The sequence below is a fragment of the Candidatus Eisenbacteria bacterium genome, from assembly GCA_030017955.1.
Classification (GTDB): Bacteria; Eisenbacteria; RBG-16-71-46; order JASEGR01; family JASEGR01; genus JASEGR01.
In genome coordinates this window covers 1-2,915 of sequence record JASEGR010000155.1, presented here as the reverse complement: position 1 = coordinate 2,915, position 2,915 = coordinate 1, and the positions used below count along the sequence as shown (strand labels likewise).

At 52.9% G+C, this 2,915-nt stretch carries 2 protein-coding genes; both read left to right on the top strand.

The genetic code is table 11. From position 1 onward, the window contains the following. Nucleotides 1-235 precede the first annotated feature (235 nt). Nucleotides 236-1,264, top strand: a complete 1,029-nt coding sequence (locus tag QME66_13180) for a transposase (protein MDI6809900.1) — start codon at nucleotides 236-238, stop codon at nucleotides 1,262-1,264. A gap of 252 nt (nucleotides 1,265-1,516) precedes the next feature. Then, entirely contained in the window at nucleotides 1,517-2,803 is a 1,287-nt protein-coding gene (locus tag QME66_13175; protein ID MDI6809899.1) for an IS256 family transposase, read from the top strand. The last annotated feature ends 112 nt before the right edge of the window (nucleotides 2,804-2,915 follow it).

Below are 2,915 nucleotides of genomic sequence, written 5' to 3'. Positions count from 1 at the left end.
CTCCGCTTCCGCCAAGGTACGTGCTAAATATGAGACCATTTCAAGCACTGTCTAACTTGGTTAGAAATACATCACGTAAACCATGATTGGTCGCCTGAAAAGGATTCTGAGTGGGGAAGTTAGCAGACATAGTCTGACCCACGACATAAGCACAGGAGTTAATTTCAAAAGTTGTGTAAAAGGGACTGTTGAAAAATGAAGGTTTGTGTTGTGTTGGGGCATTGAGGGGGAGAAAATGGGGGAAATGAGTTTGAAAGAGATGGAGAGACAGATGAGTTTGATCGTTCCGACGGTTGATGAGTTGGTTCGTGGCGACCACAGGTATCGGCAGATGTTGAAGCTATTGGATTTTGGGGAGTTGACGCGGCCGTTGCGAGATTTGTATTCGGAGCTGGGGCGCGGCGGTTATCCGGTTGAGCAGGGGTTTCGTTGTTTGCTATTGCAGTATCTGGAGGATTTGAGTGATCGTCAACTGGAGGAGCATTTAGCGGAGAACAACGCGGGGAAGTATTTTTGTGGGTTTGAGCTTTTGGCGAAGACGCCGAGCTTCAGTTACTTTAGTTATTTACGGACCCGGATCGGGCCGAAGCGACTGGCGAAGTTGTTTAATCGGGTGGGAGAATCGCTGCGGGCGTCGGGTATCATTCGCGGCGTGTTTACGTTTGTGGATGCCTCAGCGCTATTGAGTCGGGTGAATGTCTGGGAGGCTCGTGATCGGGCCTTGGCGGATCGGGAGAACCAGGAGCGGGATGAGGAAGGGAAGCGCAAGCTGAACAACAAGAATGTGGAGAAGTATAGCAGCGATGGCGAAGCTCGCTTTGGTTGTAAGGGGAAGAAGAACTTCTGGTTTGGCTATAAGCGGCATGTGTCGGTGGACATGAGTGGTGGCTTGATCAGTAAGGTGGCGGTGACGCCGGCCAATGTTTCTGACCACAAGGTACTGGAGGAGGTCTGTCCGGACGGTGGGATGGTGTTTGCCGACAAGGCCTACTGTGTTGCGGAGGCGCAAACGACGCTCTCGGCTAAAGGGTGTCACTCGGGGGTGATTTTGAAGAACAACATGAAGGCGAAAGACCGGGACAAAGACCGCTGGCTCAGTGCGGTACGGATGCCGTTTGAGGGAGTGTTTGCGAGAATCAATAAGAAGGCGCGCTATCGTGGAGTGGCGAAGAATCTGTTCCAGGTATTGATGCAGGCGTTGGCCTTTAACCTGAAGCGACTGATCCGAATTGTCGCGGAACCCATTCCTCTGATCGCTGGCTAAGGGGAGTAGTCTGTCCAAGAACGCCTTTCGCGAGTGAGATGAGACCCGAAAGGCGAGAAAAGAACCTCCTCAACAGCCAATCCGTTACAACAATCCCCTATCCGGTTCGATTATCCGACCACCCACCCTCAAGAACCCAAACTTATCGGTATTTTTCAACAGTCCCTAAAAGGCAAAAAAGTAGCGTAGCCTTTCGGTACAAATTCAAACCGAGAATCCCGAAGGAAGCGGGATTTAAGAAAGGATACGCCGATGTCAAAGAATCAGAAGTTGAGCGGATTGACAAGCGAAAACGATCAGAGTTTGAAGCAAGGATTAGCTGGGGACTTGGATGAAGTAGCGCGTCAGGGAGCGTTGCGAATGCTTCGCGAGGTGCTGGAGGCGGAGGTGGAGGAGTTTCTGGGGCGGAAACGTCACGAGCGGGTTTCGACAGGCTCAGCGCGTGACAACGAGAAGTTTTGTGGTCATCGGAACGGTTACGGCAAAGAGCGCCGCGTGACGGTCGGAAGCGGGACCTTGTCGATTCGCGCCCCCAGGGTGCGTGAGACAGCGGAGCGGTTTGCATCCCAAGTGCTCCGTTCCTACGAGCGGCGATCGGATCGAATCAAGGAACTGATCCCGGAGTTGTATGTTCAAGGCCTGGCGACCGGCGACTTTGAACCGGCCCTACGTGGTCTGCTGGGAGACGGAGCGAACCTTTCCCCGACGACGGTGACGCGCTTGAAAGCGCAGTGGGAAGAAGAGTACGAGCAGTGGCGCAAACGGCCTTTGGATGAGCACGGCTATGCTTATCTGTGGTGTGATGGCGTGTATCCGAAGGCGGGGTTGCGAGAGGACAAGACGGCGTTCTTAGTCGTGATGGGAGCCAATGACAACGGGGTCAAAGAGCTGTTAGCACTTGTCGAGGGTTATCGGGAATCGACGGAAAGCTGGGCGGAAGTCTTACGCGATCTGAAAGCACGGGGCTTGGCTGATCCGAAGCTGTTTATCGGTGACGGCGCGTTAGGCTTGTGGAGCGCGATCAATGAGGTCTATCCGAACGCCAGACAACAACGCTGCTGGGTACACAAAATGCGTAATGTCTTGACGCACTTCCCCCAGCGGCTTCATCCGGAAGTGAAGCTGTGCTTGCAGCGGATGTACATCGCCGAGACGAAGGACGAGAACCTCGACTTGCTGCAACAGTTCACTGATATCTACGGCCGTGAATATCCACGGGGGGTGGAGTGCCTGCTCAAAGATCAGGACGCCTTGTTGACCTTCTATTCTTATCCGCAGGAGCACTGGCTGTCGATCAAGACCACCAACCCAATTGAGTCGGTGTTTGCGACGGTGAAACTCAGGACCAATGCGGCTCGGCGGATCAAATCGCCGCGCTCGGCGCTCTGTCTGGTCTTCCAGCTGTTCCTGAGAGCGCAACGCAACTGGAGGCGACTTAACGCCTCGCATTTGGTGATCAAAGTAATTGAAGGAGTGGAGTTCAAAGACGGTTTGGAAGTCAAACCCAAGAAACAATCAACCGGAAAGAACGCTGCTTGAAAAAACTATTTACACAACTATTGACAAGGACTCCAAATCCTGCCCCCGCTACCAAATTTAACCCTCTGAAGAATGAGAGCTTCGGAGGGCCTTTTTATAGAATAAATTCTAC

What these genes read in the sequence shown, in the direction of transcription:
- QME66_13175 (MDI6809899.1), top strand. Translation starts at nt 1,517, where the DNA reads ATGTCAAAGAATCAGAAGTTGAGCGGATTGACAAGCGAAAACGATCAG.
- QME66_13180 (MDI6809900.1), top strand. Translation starts at nt 236, where the DNA reads ATGGGGGAAATGAGTTTGAAAGAGATGGAGAGACAGATGAGTTTGATC.